Raw genomic sequence first — 13,295 nt, 5'->3', positions numbered from 1 at the left:
TCCCACCAGGCCCCGCCCATGCACGCGCTGTCGCTGCCCACCTGGTGGATCCACATCACGTCGGTGCTCGAGTGGATGCTGGCGATCCTCGCCGTGCAGGCCTATGGGCGGCTGCGGCGGGAAGGGGGCTGGCGCTGGCTGGCCCTGGCCATGGTGCCGGCCCTGGTGAGCGCCATGGCGGCCTGCACCTGGCATCTGTTCGACAACAGCGAGGCCCTCAAGGGGTTGGTGGTGCTGCAGGCCGGCCTCACGGCCCTGGGCAACGGGGCCCTGGCCCTGGCCGCCTTGAACCTGCTGCGGCAGCAGCGGCTCGCCCCGGAGGACGGAACCCCGTGAGCCTGCCCCTGGCCAACTGGTTTCAGCACCTGGGTGGGGTGGATCCGGCACCGTTCTTCGTGCTCTCGCTCCTGCCCTACCTGGCCTTCCTGTGGTGGGCGCAGAAGGTGCGGGCCTTTCCGCGCCTGGCGATACGGGGCTTCCAGCTGACGTTGCTGTTCGTGGCGGTCACCATCGCCGCCGCCGTGGTGGCCCAGCAGGTCTACGGGCGGCAGCTGGCGGACGTCGATCCCCTGCACGGCGGCGCCGAGGCCTTCCTGACCCTCAGCAACCTGGTGGTGCTGCTGGGGTTCCGGCTGCTCCCCTCGGAACCACCGGCGGCGGGTTCAGCCGGAACCCAGGTCAACAAGTCTTAAGGGCGCGGGGCGCAGCTCCCCCTGACCCGGAAGATGGGGCGTCAGCAAGTGCATCATGATCGCTCCCCTCCTGGCCATGGCTCCCGCGTCGATCAGCTGGTCTCCCAAGGTGGCCCTGGTCATGATCGTGTGCAACGTCATCGCCATCGCCATCGGCAAGGCCACCATCCAGCAGCAGAACGTGGGTCTGCAGCTGCCCAACAATTCCTTCTTCGGCGGTTTCAGCCACGGCGCCATGCTCGGCACCACCAGCCTGGGCCACATCCTCGGCATGGGCGCGATCCTGGGCCTGGCGTCCCGCGGCGTTCTCTGAGGTTCCGGCGCCGGCTGGACTTCAGCGCCAGCCCAGCAGGTACGGCATGGCCCTGAGGCCGTAGCGCTCGAAGCGATAGCCGAACAGCAGGGCCGATAGATCCTCGGCCCTGCAACCTTCCAGGCCCCGCAGCACCTGGTCGAGACGGCCATCGGCCTTCGGTTCGTGCAGGCTCAGCCAAGTGCGTCGCGCCAGCCGGCCGCTCAGCGACCAGCGCCAGCCCAGGGCTCGCCTCAGTTGGGGCGCATAGTCCCGCATGGCCTGCTGCGCCGAAGCTGAACCGCCTGAGGCTCCCAGAGCGTCCTGCAGCAGGGGAGCCAGCACCGCGCTGCTGGTCAGGGCGTGGCGAATGCCTTCGCCGCCCAGCAGGTTGGCGGTGCTGACCGCATCGCCCAGGCCCACCAGCCGTCCCCGCTGATGGGGTTCCCGGCGGCGGATCGTGCTGCGCACCAGCCCGCCGTGGCGGTCCAGGACCTTGAAGGCCTCGCCAGCCATTTCGTCAGCCAGCAAGCGCCGGCCCACCTCCGTGATCAATCCCCCCAGGGGCGGCTGCTGGCGCTGGGCATCCACCAGCCGGCATACCCCGAGCTTCAGCACCCCCGGCTGCATCGGAAAGATCCAGCCGTAGCCCTGGGGCACCCAGTCGCTGCCGAGGCAGAAACTGAGCCGATCACCCCAGCGCTCCCAGCCGGAGGGAGACACCCGCAGCAGCCACTCCAGGCCGGCGGCCCGCACCAGCCCTTCACGCGGGCGCCGGGCCGGCGGCGGATCCCCCAGCAGGGCCCTGGCCTGGCCAGTGGCATCCACGGTCCAGTCGCTGCTGACGCGCAGCATGGTGCCATCGGGGCGGCGCAGCACGGTGACCATCCGCTCGCCCTGCTGGTGGCTGGAGCAGGCCTGGAGCCCCAGCTGCACCCGGCCGCCCCAACGCAGGCACTGGTCGGCCTGCCAGCGGCGCAGAGCACCGAAATCGAGCACCACACCAAGGGGATGGGGCGAGGCCCAGGTGCGGGTGGCCCTGGCGGGACCGATCAGCTGCCACTGCCGCCAGCGGCTGCCCACCACCTCCGCCGGCAGGCCGAAGTCCTCCATGGACGCGACCGGCAGGGCGGCGCTGCTGAAGGCGGAACGGCTCAGGTCGGACAGGCGATCCACCAGGACGACATCCACGCCTTGAAGAGCAAGACGCCGAGCCAGGTCTCCACCGGCCGGACCGGCCCCCACCACCAGCACCTGGCAGCAGAGGGACGACTCAGACGGCAAGGGCGGTGGGGACGGAGGCGCGGAACACAGGACCGAAACGCTCGTGGATGCGATCGGCCATCTGGGCGGGGGTGAGGCCGAGGCTTTCCTTGCTCTGGTCGGGACTGGCGTGATCGACAAGGACGTCCGGGATGCCGATGCGCAGCACCGGGACGGTCAACTCGTGGTCGTTGAGGGTTTCCACAACCGCCGCACCGAAGCCACCGGCCAGGGCGCCTTCCTCCATCGTCACGACCCGGCCGATCCGCCGCGCCAACGGCAGGATCAGGGCCTCATCGAGGGGGCGCAGGAAGCGGGCATTGACCACCGCCGCCCGCAGACCCTTCTCCTGCAGGAGGCCGGCGGTGGCCATGGCCGGCGCCACCATGGCGCCGTAGGCCACGATCAGCACGTCATCGCCGTCGGTGAGCAGCTCACCGCGGCCGATCTCCAGGGGCTGCCAGCCCTCGTCCATCAGGGGCACCCCTTCCCCTTCCCCCCGGGGGATGCGGATGGCACAGGGGCCGTCGTGGGCGATCGCGGTGACCAGCATGCGTTGCAGTTCGGCCTCGTCCTTCGGGGCCATCACCGTGAAGTTCGGCACGGCCCGCAGGTAGCTGATGTCGTACTGGCCCTGGTGGGTGGGGCCGTCGGCGCCGACGATGCCGGCCCGATCCAGCACGAAGGTGACCGGCAGCTTCTGGATGCCGACGTCATGGATGAGCTGGTCGTAGGCGCGCTGCAGAAAGGTGCTGTAGATGGCCACCACCGGCCGCAGACCTTCGCAGGCCATGCCCGCCGCCATCGTCACGGCGTGCTGCTCGGCGATGCCCACATCGAAATACTGCTGGGGCAACGCCTTCTCCAGCAGATCCAGCCCGGTGCCGGTGGCCATGGCGGCGGTGATGCCCACCACCCTGGGATCCTGCTCGCAGATCTTGACCAGCGTCTGGCCGAAGACCTTGCTCCAGCTGGGGGGCTTGGGCTTGCTGGAGGGGTAGGCCTTACCGGTGGCCAGATCGAAGGCCGACTGGGCGTGGTAACCCACCTGGTCGGCCTCGGCGTAGGGGTAGCCCTTGCCCTTGGTGGTGGCCACGTGCACCAGCACCGGACCCTCGCAGCGGTGCGCCGCCTGAAAGGTCCGCACCATCTCGGGGATGTCGTGGCCGTCGATCGGGCCCACGTAGGTGAAGCCCAGCTCCTCGAACACGGCCCCCACCTTGGGCACCGCCAGCCGTTTCATGCTCTCCTTGAGCGTCTTGAGCTCGGTGGGCAGTTCGCCGTGCAGGAAGGGGAGGTGCTTCACCGCCTCCTCGGCGCTGCCGGAGAGGAACTGGACCGGCTTGCTGAGCCGCATGCGGTTGAGGTGGGTGGAGAGGGCCCCCACCGGCGCTGAGATCGACATGTCGTTGTCGTTCAGCACCACGAGCAGCTTCGTGCGCGGCAGGTGGCCCGCATGGTTGATGGCCTCCAGGGCCATGCCGCCGGTGAGGGCCCCATCGCCGATCACGGCGACACATTTGAAATCGTCGCCACGGCGGTCGCGGGCCAGGGCCATGCCCAGGGCCGCCGAGATGCTGGTGGAGGCGTGGCCGGCACCGAAGTGATCGAAGCGGCTCTCGCTGCGTTTGAGATAACCAGCCACACCGCCCTTCTGGCGAAGGGTGTGGAAATCCTTGTAGCGCCCCGTGACCAGCTTGTGGGGATAGGCCTGGTGGCCCACATCCCACACCACCCGGTCGTGATCGAGGTCGAGGGTTTGGTACAAGGCCAGGGTGAGTTCCACGACCCCCAGCCCCGGACCCAGGTGCCCACCACTGGTGGAGACCACCTCCAGATGCTTCTCGCGGATCTGGCGAGCCATGGCCTCGAGTTCTGCGGTGCTCAGGCCGTGCAGCTGATTCGGATGGCTCAGCTCGCTCAGATGCATGCCCTTCCTTGCTTCCAGGTGGCCAATCTACGGGGTTCGCTCCGACCCACGGCGGCGAACGCCACCGTTGCAGGGTCGGGTTGCGACACTGGGGCCATGACTTTGGCCGCCCACGACGACGCCTTTCTCGAGACCACCGCCTACCTGCAGCGGATCCTGCGGGCCCGGGTCTATGACGTGGCGATCGAATCCCCCCTCGACCCCGCCCCCAACCTGTCCCGCCGGCTCCTCAACCAGGTGCTGCTCAAGCGGGAGGATCTCCAGCCCGTGTTCAGCTTCAAGCTGCGCGGCGCTTACAACAAGATGGCGGGCCTTGATCGGGCCGAACTCGACCGGGGAGTGATCGCCGCCAGCGCCGGCAACCATGCCCAGGGGGTGGCCCTGGCCGCCCAGCGGCTGGGCTGCACGGCCGTGATCGTGATGCCAATCACCACACCGGACATGAAGGTGCGCTCGGTGGCGGCCAGGGGAGCCGAAGTGGTGCTGCATGGCGACACCTACGACGAGGCCTGCGAGGAGGCCCACCGGCTGCAGCGGCAGCGGGGACTCACCTTCATCCATCCCTTCGACGACCCGGATGTGATCGCCGGCCAGGGCACGATCGGCCTGGAGATCCTGCGCCAGTGCTCCGATCCCCCCGACGCCATCTACGTGGCGGTGGGCGGTGGCGGGCTGATCGCCGGCATCGGCGCCTACGTCAAGAGCCTCTGGCCCCAGGTGGAGGTGATCGGGGTCGAGCCGAGCGATGCCGACGCCATGACCCGTTCCCTGGCGGCGGGGGAGCGGGTGCGGCTCGACCAAGTGGGCCTGTTCGCTGACGGCGTGGCCGTGCGCCAGGTGGGCGTCCACACCTTCGCCCTGGCCCAGCGTTGTGTCGATCGCATGGTCACGGTGGACACCGATGAGATCTGCGCCGCTATCAAAGATGTCTTCGAGGACACCCGCTCGATCCTGGAGCCGGCGGGCGCCCTCTCGGTGGCTGGCATGAAGAAGGACGTGGCGCAGCGTCAGCTGCGGGACCGGACCCTGGTGGCGGTGGCCTGCGGCGCCAACATGAACTTCGACCGGCTGGCCTTCGTGGCGGAACGGGCCGAGCTCGGCGAGGAGCGGGAAGCCCTGCTGGCGGTGGAGATCCCCGAGCAACCCGGCAGCCTGGCGCGGTTCTGCGCCGTCCTCGGCCAGCGCAGCCTCACCGAGTTCAGCTACCGCCTGGCCGACCCCCGGCTGGCCCACATCTTCGTGGGGGTGCAGATCAGCGGCCACCAGGACACCCGCCAGCTCATGGAGGCCCTGGAGGAGCACGGGTTTCCCTGCCTCGACCTCAGCGGCGACGAGCTGGCCAAGCTCCATCTCTGCCACATGGTGGGGGGACGGCTGCCGGCGAGCGCCGGGGCGGCCCTGAACCAGGGAGAGGAGCGGCTCTACCGCTTCATGTTCCCAGAACGGCCCGGGGCCCTGATGGCGTTCGTGAACGCCCTGCATCCCAACTGGAACATCAGCATCTTTCACTACCGCAACCACGGCGCCGACGTTGGCCGCATCGTGGTGGGGGTGCAGGTGCCGCCTGGGGAGCTGGAGGCCTGGCAGGCCTTCCTCGCCGATCTCCCCTACCAGCACTGGGAGGAGACCCACAACCCGGCCTACCGCCTGTTCCTGGGGGAAGTGGGCCACAGCCTGCCGCCACGCCCTGCCGCCCTTCCCCATGGCTGAACCCGAACCCTTCTGCGGCCTGTCCCTGCCGGCTCGGCTGGAGGCCATCCTTTACCTCAAGGGGCGGCCGCTGGAGCTGGGGGAGCTGGCCACCATCGCCGGCATCGAGCGGGACGCGGCCGAGCTGGCCCTGATCACCCTGATGGCCGACTACGCCCACCGGGACACGGCCCTGGAGATTCATCAGGACGGGCAGCGCTACGCGTTGCAGCTGCGGGCGGGCCTGGGGGATCTGGTGCAGAACCTGCTGCCGGTGGATCTCTCCATCGCCGCCCTGCGCACCCTGGCCACGATCGCCCTCAAGAAACGGCTGCTGCAGTCGGAGCTGGTGGAGCTGCGCGGCTCGGGGGCCTACGAGCACATCAAGGAACTGCTGGCCCAGGACTTCATCGAGCGCCGCCGCCAGAGCGACGGACGCTCCTACTGGCTCAGCCTGAGTGAGAAGTTCCATCGCACCTTCTCCCTGAAGGCCGACGACCTGGCGGCCCTGGGCTCGCGCCTGGCGGCCGCCGAGACAGACGCGAGCCCGCCGTCACCCGACGAAGAGGCGGATCCATAGAGTTGGCTGGCGGTTGCAGCCCACCCCTCGACCCTTTCCATGAACATCCTCGTCTTCCTGCTCCAGGTGCTGGCCCAGACCCTCAGCATCTACCTCCTGGTGCTGCTGGTCCGGGTGCTGCTGAGCTGGTTCCCCAACCTCGACTGGAGCAACCCGGTGCTCTCCAGCGTCAGCGCCATCACCGACCCCTACCTCAACGCCTTTCGCGGCCTGATTCCCCCGCTGGGCGGCATCGACCTTTCGGCGCTGGTGGCCTTCATCGCCCTGCAGCTGGCCCAGAGCCTCCTGGGGGCTTCGATCGCCACCCTTTCCGGCGGCCTGCCCTACTGAGCGGACGGATCGTCGGAGGTCCCCAGGGCCTCTTCCAGGGGCAGGAGTTCATCGTCCGCCCCGGCCCGGGTGCGCACCGGGGCGCTGAAGCCCCTCGCCTTGACGCTGCGGGTGCCGAGGGGGCCCGGGGTGCCGGCCGGCACGGCCAGGCGCAGGGCGAAGCTGGAGCGGCCGGGCGGCACATCGCCGATCGAACCCACCCGGGTGCGGTTCGGCAGCACCGGCTCACCGCTGGCATCGAGGATCAGGCCGAAGACATCGGTGTCCATGACGGGCTTGCCACCGGGGTTGACCACCACACCCCGCAGGGCCCAGCAGCTGGCCCCACTGGGGCGGGCCAGCTCAGGCTGGGTGCCGGGGTCGTCGGCGGGACAGGGCTCGACCACCACTTCAGACACCTTCAGATCGGTGGCGGCCGCCAGGGCTGGCACGCTGAGCAGCATCAGCAGTCCCAGGAGCAGACCTGCCACCCGTCGGGCCAGGGTGGCCCAGGCGATTCCTCGCTGCTTCACCGCCGATCGCCGCTGCCTCCGATCACGTTACGGTCCGCGCGGCTGACCAGCTTGGCCAGATTGGCGCCGGCCACGTCTTCAAGATCCAGTCCCAGCTCCGTGGCCAGCTGGGCTACATACCAGAGCACATCGCCCAGCTCCAGCCGCAGGTCGTCGCGGACCTCGGGGCCGAACACGCCGCCCCGGTCCCGCAACACCTTCTTCACCTTGTCGGCCACCTCGCCGGCCTCGCCGCACAGCCCCAGCGTGGGATAGAGGATGTTGGCGCCCACGTCCGGGTAGCGCGCCGTCTCACGGGAGCGTTGCTGGTAGTCCTGAAAGTCCATTTCAAGCGCGCTCTGGGCAAGTCCGGATGGTAGTTTCCGCCCTTGTACAAGGTCGTCCAATGGCCCCTCACGATCTCATGCGTCGCACAAAGATCGTGGCCACGATCGGCCCGGCCACCGAGTCGCCTGAGGTGCTGCGGCAACTGATCGCCGCCGGAGCCACCACCTTCCGTCTCAACTTCTCCCACGGCGACCACAGCGACCACGCCGATCGGATCGCCACCATCCGCCAGGTGGCCCACGAGCTGGGGGTGCACATCGGCATTCTTCAGGATCTCCAGGGCCCCAAGATCCGCCTGGGACGCTTCCAGGCCGGTCCGATCACCCTGGCCAAGGGGGACCCCTTCGCGCTCACCTCCTGCGCCGTCAACTGCGACAACACGATCGCCACCGTCACCTACGACCGGCTGGCGGATGAGGTGACCAACGGCAGTCGGATCCTGCTCGACGACGGCCGGGTCGAAATGGTGGTGGTGGAGGTCGACGGCCCCGGGCAGACCCTGAAGTGCAGGGTCACCGTGGGCGGGGTGCTCTCCAATAACAAGGGGGTCAACTTCCCTGACGTGCAGCTGTCGATCCGGGCCCTGACCCCCAAGGACCGCCGCGATCTGACCTTCGGACTGCAGCAGGGCGTCGACTGGGTCGCGCTCAGCTTCGTGCGCAATCCCTCCGACATGCTGGAGATCCGCGAGCTGATCCGCAGCCAGGGCCACAACACCCCGGTGGTGGCCAAGATCGAGAAGTTCGAGGCGATCGATGCCATCGACGCCATCCTTCCCCTCTGTGACGGGGTGATGGTGGCCCGCGGGGACCTCGGGGTGGAGATGCCCGCCGAGGAGGTGCCCCTGCTGCAGAAGGAGCTGATCCGCAAGGCCAACAGCCTCGGCATTCCGATCATCACGGCCACCCAGATGCTGGATTCGATGGCCTCCTGCCCGCGGCCCACCCGGGCCGAGGTGAGCGATGTGGCCAACGCCATCCTCGACGGCACCGATGCGGTGATGCTCTCCAACGAAACCGCCGTGGGCGACTACCCCGTGGAGGCCGTGGCCACCATGGATCAGATCGCCCGCCGCATCGAGCGCGACTACCCCCAGCGGGTGCTAGACAGCCACATGGCCACCACCATCCCCAACGCCATCTGTCAGGCGGTCAGCAGCATCGCCCGCCAGCTCAACGCCGCCGCGATCCTGCCCCTCACCAAGACCGGATCCACGGCGCGCAGTGTCAGCAAGTTCCGCCCCAGCACGCCCATCCTGGCGATCACCTCCGACGTCAGCGTGGCCCGCCAACTGCAGCTGGTCTGGGGGGTCAACCCGCTGCTGATCCACGATGAGCCCAGCAGCAGCCGCACCTTCAGCGTGGCCATGGCCGCTGCCAAGGAGCTGGGTCTGCTGAGCGCCGGCGATCTGGTGGTTCAGACCGCCGGCACCCTGGAGGGGGTGAGTGGCTCCACCGATCTGGTCAAGGTGGGCATCGTCTCGGCCGTGATGGGGCGCGGCGTGGGCATCGGCAGCGGCACGATCAGCGGCAAGGTGCGCCTGGCCAGCACCCCGGAGGAGGCGGCTCGCCTTGAGCCCGGTGAAATCCTGGTGGTGCGCGAAACGAGCGCCGCCTACCTGGAGGCGATCCGCAAGGCCCGGGGGGTGATCGCCGAGGAGGAAGGTCGCCAGAGCCATGCGGCCGTGATCGGCGAGCGGCTGGGCGTGCCCGTGATCGTGGGCGTGGCCAATGCCACGTTTGAACTGCGGATGGGGGAAGTGGTCACCCTTGACGTTCAGGATGGGGTTGTGCATCGGGGTGCCCAGAGCACCCACCCCTCGGCGGTGCCGTCGTTCCTCTAGAACCGAAATCCCTCCGGCTGCGCCGCCATGGCCTCCAAGCTGCCCCTGAGCGAAACGGTGGCCATGGCGTTGCTGACGCTGCGCTCGAATCGCCTGCGCAGCCTGCTCACCATGCTGGGCATCGTCATCGGCAACGCCTCGGTGATCACCCTGGTAGGGGTGGGACGGGGCGCCCAGAACCTGGCCGAGAGCCAGCTCAGCACCCTGGGAGCCAACGTGCTGTTCGTGGTGCCCGGCAACAACGACACGCGGCGCCAGGGGATCGAGATGCCCCGCACCCTGGTGCTGGAGGACGCCAAGGCCATCGCCGAGCAAGTGCCCAGCGTGCGCCGGGTCGCCCCCCAGATCACCCTGAATGCCGTGGCCCAGGCCGGCGGCTTCAGCTCCTCGGTCTCGGTGTCGGGGGTGACGCCCGAGTTCCTGCCGGTGCGCAGCTTTGAGGTGGCCAGGGGGCGCTTCATCGACAAGCGTGATGTGCAGGGGGCCCGCAACGTGGTGGTGATCGGCCCTGATCTGCAGGAGAAGCTGATGCCCACCGGCGAAGCCCTGGGCCGCCAGCTGCGCATTCGCGACAAGTCCTTCGAGGTGATCGGTGTGCTGGCACCGAAGGGGGCCGTGTTCGGCTCCAACCAGGACGAGAACGCCTACATCCCCCTCACCACCATGGTGAGCCAGCTGAGTGGGCGTGATCCCACCTTCGGCATCAGCCTCACGTTCATCAGTGTGGAGGCCCGCGACGAAGCCAGCACCGGAGCGGCGGCGTTCCAGATCACCAACCTGCTGCGCCAGCGCCACCGGCTGCTTCGGGAGGACGACTTCGCCGTGCGCTCCCAGAAGGATGCCCTCACCATCGTCGGCACGATCACCGGCGGCCTCACCCTGATGCTGGGGGCCATCGGTGCGGTGTCGCTGCTGGTGGGAGGGATCGGAATCATGAACATCATGCTGGTGTCGGTGAGTGAACGCACCGAGGAGATCGGCCTGCGCAAGGCCCTCGGCGCCCGCAGCAGTGACGTACTGCTGCAGTTCCTGGTGGAGTCGCTGGTGCTCGCCAGCCTCGGTGGCGTCATCGGCAGTGCCCTGGGGCTGGGAACGGTGGCCCTGGTTGGGGCCCTCACCCCGCTGCCGGCCACGATCGAGGCCGGCACCGTGCTGCTGACGGTGGGTCTGTCCGGCTCGATCGGCCTGTTCTTCGGCGTGGTGCCGGCGCGGCGGGCGGCACGGCTCGATCCGATTGCGGCCCTGCGAAGCCTCTGATCCCCACCCTCTCAGCAAGGATGCAGCGCGGTTGCCAGCGGCCCTAGCCAGCCGTGGCGCCGACGGGAAGAGAAGAAAACCTTAAGAGTCGCAATCCGTCGTCTTCGTCACCGAATCCCCACAGCCGCAATGTCTTGATGGTGGGGACGTTGCCGCAAGACGGTGTTGGATCAGCTGGCCAGGTCTGAACAGGTGGATTGCGGTTACCGGAATGGCTCCGATCGCATGATCATCCTGCGCTGCATCGGGCCAGATCAGTTCTTTCTGGAACGGGTGGTCTTTCCCTTTGAACTCCTGACCTTTCAGTGTCCAGCCCGTAGCGAAGTGGAGATCTGGACCCATGGTCTCGGCGGCCCCGAACTGCTCGAATCGATCGAGGCCTGTGAGCTGGTCATGGAATCAGCCCCCGTCCCCGAGGCCGTCGCGGGCGGCGCGGAGCTTGCCGTGGGCGGCATCGAAGCCAACCCCTGGCTCCAGGCGGGCTGAGCCGAGGGGAAGCCAACCGCCGAAGACGTCAAGCTTGAGGCCGGAACCCTCCCGCAGCCGGGCCGCCCGCTCTTAAGGTTGTTCAAAAGCTTCACAACCATGAATCAGCGCTGGCGTGTCCTTGCCCTGTGGCTGTTGCCGATCGCCGTGGCCCTGTTCCTGGGCTGGCAGTTGCTGAGTTCAGGGGGGCGGCTGGCGCCCGGGCCATCGGGAGACACCACCGCGCCCCGCAATGCCGCCGTGGCCCGCATGAGTTATGGCCGCTTCCTTGATTACGTCGAAGCAGGCAGGGTCACGGCGGTCGACATCTACGACGGCGGCCGCACCGCGGTGATCGAGGCGGTGGATCCCGACCTCGACAACCGGGTGCAGCGCCTGCGGGTGGATCTGCCCGGCATCGCCCCCGAACTGATCAACAAGCTCAAGGACCAGGGCATCAGCTTCGATGTCCACCCCCCCAAGGCCACGCCGCCGGCCCTGGGCCTGCTGGGCAACCTCCTGTTCCCGCTGCTGCTGATCGGTTCGCTCATTTTCCTGGCCCGGCGTTCCTCGGGCATGCCCGGCGGGCCTGGCCAGGCGATGCAGTTCGGTAAGTCCAAGGCCCGCTTCGCCATGGAAGCCGAAACCGGTGTCAAGTTCGATGACGTGGCCGGCGTCGAGGAAGCCAAGCAGGACCTGCAGGAAGTGGTCACCTTCCTTAAAACCCCGGAGCGCTTTACCTCCGTGGGGGCCAAGATTCCCCGCGGCGTGCTGCTGGTCGGTCCCCCAGGCACCGGCAAGACCCTGCTGGCCAAGGCCATCGCCGGTGAGGCCGGGGTGCCCTTTTTCTCCCTGTCGGGTTCCGAGTTCGTCGAGATGTTCGTGGGTGTTGGCGCCAGCCGCGTCCGGGATCTGTTCAAGCGAGCCAAGGAGAACAGCCCCTGCCTGATCTTCATCGATGAGATCGACGCCGTCGGACGGCAGCGCGGCGCCGGAATCGGTGGCGGCAACGACGAGCGGGAGCAGACCCTCAACCAGCTGCTCACCGAGATGGATGGGTTCGAGGGCAACAGCGGCATCATCATCATTGCGGCCACCAACCGTCCTGATGTTCTGGATTCGGCCCTGATGCGTCCCGGCCGTTTCGATCGCCAGGTCCAGGTGGATGCCCCCGACATCAAGGGTCGCCTGTCGATCCTGAAGGTGCACAGCCGCAACAAGAAGCTGGCCGAGGATGTCTCCCTGGAGATGATTGCCCGCCGCACACCGGGCTTCACCGGCGCCGACCTGGCCAACCTGCTCAATGAGGCGGCGATCCTCACGGCCCGGCGTCGCAAGGAGGCCACCGGCCTGGCGGAGATCGACGACGCCGTCGACCGGATCATCGCCGGCATGGAGGGCAAGCCCCTCACCGATGGCCGCAGCAAACGTTTGATCGCCTATCACGAGGTGGGCCATGCCCTGGTGGGCACCCTGGTGAGGCAGCACGATCCCGTCCAGAAGGTCACCCTGATTCCCAGGGGCCAGGCCCAGGGCCTCACCTGGTTTGCCCCCGACGAGGAGCAGATGCTGGTGAGCCGGGCCCAGCTGCGGGCTCGCATCATGGGGGCCCTGGGCGGCCGCGCGGCCGAGGATGTGGTGTTCGGCCATTCGGAGGTCACCACCGGCGCCGGCGGTGACATCCAGCAGGTGGCCTCAATGGCCCGGCAGATGGTCACCCGCTTCGGCATGAGTGATCTGGGCCCGATGTCACTGGAGGCGGGCAACCAGGAGGTGTTCCTCGGCCGCGACCTGATGACACGCAGCGATGTGTCCGATGCCATCGCCCACAAGATTGATGGGGCTGTGCGTCACATCGTTCAGAGTTGCTACACCGACACCGTCAAGTTGGTGGCCGAGCATCGCGCCTGCATGGATCGTCTTGTGGAATTGCTGATCGAGAAGGAAAGCCTCGATGGCGATGAATTCCGCCTGATCGTCTCGGAATTCGCCACGATCCCTGACAAGGACCGTTTCTCCCCCCTGCTCACGGCTGCGGATCTGGCCTCCGCCAACCACCAGGACGTGGTCGTCGCTGATCCAGCAGAGGCCACCTGAAGCCGGGAGGCATCCTCA

The 13,295-nt window shown here is 68.2% G+C and carries 14 protein-coding genes; 10 read left to right on the top strand and 4 right to left on the bottom strand.

All coding sequences use genetic code 11. The features are described 5' to 3' along the window. Positions 1–18 precede the first annotated feature (18 nt). The 3 genes from KBZ12_RS08425 to psaK are packed head-to-tail and all read left to right on the top strand — an operon-like array spanning position 19 to position 1,005. Positions 19–336 carry a DUF2499 domain-containing protein gene (locus KBZ12_RS08425; protein WP_254957479.1) on the top strand — a complete coding sequence of 106 codons (318 nt, stop codon included), beginning with the start codon at positions 19–21 and terminating at the stop codon, positions 334–336. Then, a complete protein-coding gene (locus KBZ12_RS08420) occupies positions 333–692 on the top strand; it encodes a DUF3593 domain-containing protein (RefSeq protein WP_254957477.1) in 360 nt (119 codons plus the stop codon). Before KBZ12_RS08425 ends, KBZ12_RS08420 begins: the two co-directional genes overlap by 4 nt. Positions 693–747: 55 nt before the next feature. Continuing rightward, on the top strand, positions 748–1,005 hold the full coding sequence (gene psaK, locus KBZ12_RS08415; RefSeq protein WP_216908757.1) for a photosystem I reaction center subunit PsaK: 258 nt from the start codon (positions 748–750) through the stop codon (positions 1,003–1,005). Positions 1,006–1,026: 21 nt separating this feature from the next. Here psaK and KBZ12_RS08410 read toward each other — a convergent pair whose 3' ends face one another. Further along, positions 1,027–2,268: an NAD(P)/FAD-dependent oxidoreductase gene (locus tag KBZ12_RS08410; RefSeq protein WP_254957472.1), complete on the bottom strand. Its 1,242-nt coding sequence runs from the start codon at positions 2,266–2,268 to the stop codon at positions 1,027–1,029. Continuing rightward, positions 2,258–4,177 (bottom strand): 1-deoxy-D-xylulose-5-phosphate synthase, encoded by a 1,920-nt coding sequence (gene dxs, locus KBZ12_RS08405; protein WP_254957470.1) that lies wholly within the window; start codon positions 4,175–4,177, stop codon positions 2,258–2,260. The genes KBZ12_RS08410 and dxs overlap by 11 nt, the downstream gene beginning before the upstream one ends. A 96-nt stretch (positions 4,178–4,273) precedes the next feature. On the opposite strand from dxs, the gene ilvA reads away from it, so the two are divergent. The 3 genes from ilvA to KBZ12_RS08390 are packed head-to-tail and all read left to right on the top strand — an operon-like array spanning position 4,274 to position 6,776. Then, positions 4,274–5,887, top strand: coding sequence for a threonine ammonia-lyase, biosynthetic (gene ilvA / locus KBZ12_RS08400; RefSeq protein ID WP_254957468.1), 1,614 nt, complete (start codon positions 4,274–4,276; stop codon positions 5,885–5,887). Beyond that, positions 5,880–6,446, top strand: coding sequence for an SMC-Scp complex subunit ScpB (gene scpB / locus KBZ12_RS08395; RefSeq protein WP_254957467.1), 567 nt, complete (start codon positions 5,880–5,882; stop codon positions 6,444–6,446). The genes ilvA and scpB overlap by 8 nt, the downstream gene beginning before the upstream one ends. A 39-nt stretch (positions 6,447–6,485) precedes the next feature. Further along, entirely contained in the window at positions 6,486–6,776 is a 291-nt protein-coding gene (locus tag KBZ12_RS08390) for a YggT family protein (protein ID WP_254957466.1), read from the top strand. Here the strand turns inward: KBZ12_RS08390 and KBZ12_RS08385 are convergent. Together KBZ12_RS08385 and KBZ12_RS08380 are read right to left on the bottom strand one after the other, a co-directional pair. Next, on the bottom strand, positions 6,770–7,219 hold the full coding sequence (locus KBZ12_RS08385) for a hypothetical protein (protein ID WP_254957508.1): 450 nt from the start codon (positions 7,217–7,219) through the stop codon (positions 6,770–6,772). The two genes, KBZ12_RS08390 and KBZ12_RS08385, sit on opposite strands and share 7 nt — an antisense overlap. A gap of 65 nt (positions 7,220–7,284) precedes the next feature. Further along, entirely contained in the window at positions 7,285–7,614 is a 330-nt protein-coding gene (locus KBZ12_RS08380; RefSeq protein WP_254957465.1) for a nucleoside triphosphate pyrophosphohydrolase family protein, read from the bottom strand. A gap of 59 nt (positions 7,615–7,673) precedes the next feature. Between KBZ12_RS08380 and pyk the strand changes: the two genes are divergently transcribed. The 4 genes from pyk (at position 7,674) to ftsH (ending at position 13,277) form a co-directional block, all read left to right on the top strand. Then, a complete protein-coding gene (gene pyk / locus KBZ12_RS08375; protein ID WP_254957464.1) occupies positions 7,674–9,458 on the top strand; it encodes a pyruvate kinase in 1,785 nt (594 codons plus the stop codon). A gap of 27 nt (positions 9,459–9,485) precedes the next feature. Then, on the top strand, positions 9,486–10,715 hold the full coding sequence (locus tag KBZ12_RS08370; RefSeq protein WP_254957462.1) for an ABC transporter permease: 1,230 nt from the start codon (positions 9,486–9,488) through the stop codon (positions 10,713–10,715). A gap of 162 nt (positions 10,716–10,877) precedes the next feature. Next, positions 10,878–11,201: a DUF1830 domain-containing protein gene (locus tag KBZ12_RS08365; protein ID WP_254957461.1), complete on the top strand. Its 324-nt coding sequence runs from the start codon at positions 10,878–10,880 to the stop codon at positions 11,199–11,201. Positions 11,202–11,300: 99 nt separating this feature from the next. After that, positions 11,301–13,277, top strand: a complete 1,977-nt coding sequence (ftsH, locus tag KBZ12_RS08360; protein ID WP_254957460.1) for an ATP-dependent zinc metalloprotease FtsH — start codon at positions 11,301–11,303, stop codon at positions 13,275–13,277. The last annotated feature ends 18 nt before the right edge of the window (positions 13,278–13,295 follow it).

This window comes from Cyanobium sp. Cruz CV13-4-11 (genome assembly GCF_024346055.1).
Taxonomy (GTDB): domain Bacteria; phylum Cyanobacteriota; class Cyanobacteriia; order PCC-6307; family Cyanobiaceae; genus Cyanobium.
This window is presented reverse-complemented; position numbering and strand designations above follow the sequence as displayed.

What these genes read in the sequence shown, in the direction of transcription:
- KBZ12_RS08380 (WP_254957465.1), bottom strand. Translation starts at nt 7,614, where the DNA reads ATGGACTTTCAGGACTACCAGCAACGCTCCCGTGAGACGGCGCGCTAC.
- KBZ12_RS08390 (WP_254957466.1), top strand. Translation starts at nt 6,486, where the DNA reads ATGAACATCCTCGTCTTCCTGCTCCAGGTGCTGGCCCAGACCCTCAGC.
- KBZ12_RS08370 (WP_254957462.1), top strand. Translation starts at nt 9,486, where the DNA reads ATGGCCTCCAAGCTGCCCCTGAGCGAAACGGTGGCCATGGCGTTGCTG.
- KBZ12_RS08385 (WP_254957508.1), bottom strand. Translation starts at nt 7,219, where the DNA reads ATGCTGCTCAGCGTGCCAGCCCTGGCGGCCGCCACCGATCTGAAGGTG.
- KBZ12_RS08425 (WP_254957479.1), top strand. Translation starts at nt 19, where the DNA reads ATGCACGCGCTGTCGCTGCCCACCTGGTGGATCCACATCACGTCGGTG.
- ilvA (WP_254957468.1), top strand. Translation starts at nt 4,274, where the DNA reads ATGACTTTGGCCGCCCACGACGACGCCTTTCTCGAGACCACCGCCTAC.
- ftsH (WP_254957460.1), top strand. Translation starts at nt 11,301, where the DNA reads ATGAATCAGCGCTGGCGTGTCCTTGCCCTGTGGCTGTTGCCGATCGCC.
- pyk (WP_254957464.1), top strand. Translation starts at nt 7,674, where the DNA reads ATGGCCCCTCACGATCTCATGCGTCGCACAAAGATCGTGGCCACGATC.
- psaK (WP_216908757.1), top strand. Translation starts at nt 748, where the DNA reads ATGATCGCTCCCCTCCTGGCCATGGCTCCCGCGTCGATCAGCTGGTCT.
- dxs (WP_254957470.1), bottom strand. Translation starts at nt 4,177, where the DNA reads ATGCATCTGAGCGAGCTGAGCCATCCGAATCAGCTGCACGGCCTGAGC.
- scpB (WP_254957467.1), top strand. Translation starts at nt 5,880, where the DNA reads ATGGCTGAACCCGAACCCTTCTGCGGCCTGTCCCTGCCGGCTCGGCTG.